This is a genomic window from Nocardioides pyridinolyticus (assembly GCF_054653575.1).
Map to the genome: position 1 here is coordinate 1 of NZ_BAAIFY010000092.1, position 520 is coordinate 520.

Genomic DNA, 520 nt, shown 5'->3' on the forward strand with positions numbered 1-520 from the left:
CGGCTAGGGACCAGCACCAGCCCGCCAGCTCGCGGGCGATCGCGACGTTGGCGACCACGTGACGCTTGTGCCGGGCTCGCATCGTGTCCCACCGGTGGTGCAGCCGCCGGTTGCCCTCATCGCCGCGGGCGCGAGCCGCCGGTCCGGCCAGCTCCCACCGATCTCGCATGGTCTTGCCGACCACGTAACGGGCGCGGTGGTGCCAGGCGGCCTCGACCAGCAATCGGCGCAGGTGGCTGTTGCCGGTCTTGGTGATCGAGCCCTGGACCCGGGACTGTCCTGAGGAGTACTCCGATGGCACGAGCCCGATGAACGAGCCGATGGTCTTGCCGGTGAACCGGTCCCAGTCGCCGACCTCGACGGCCAACGCGAACCCGGTCAGGGTGCCGACACCGCGCAGACAGCCGAGTCGTCGCAGCAGCGGGGTGAACTCACAGGCAGCTGCCATCTGCTCGATCAGCAGGTCGAGGCGGTCCCGGCGGGCTTTGACGGTGAGCACGGCGTCGTAGTCGGAAGCGAA

General features: G+C 69.6%; 1 protein-coding gene. It reads right to left on the minus strand.

Features of this window, described 5'->3' with window-relative positions; all coding sequences use genetic code 11:
* Positions 1-499 (minus strand): transposase (locus ACYQ0U_RS22795; RefSeq protein WP_459976167.1); only part of this gene is annotated, 499 nt, incomplete at its 3' end.
* Positions 500-520 lie beyond the last annotated feature (21 nt).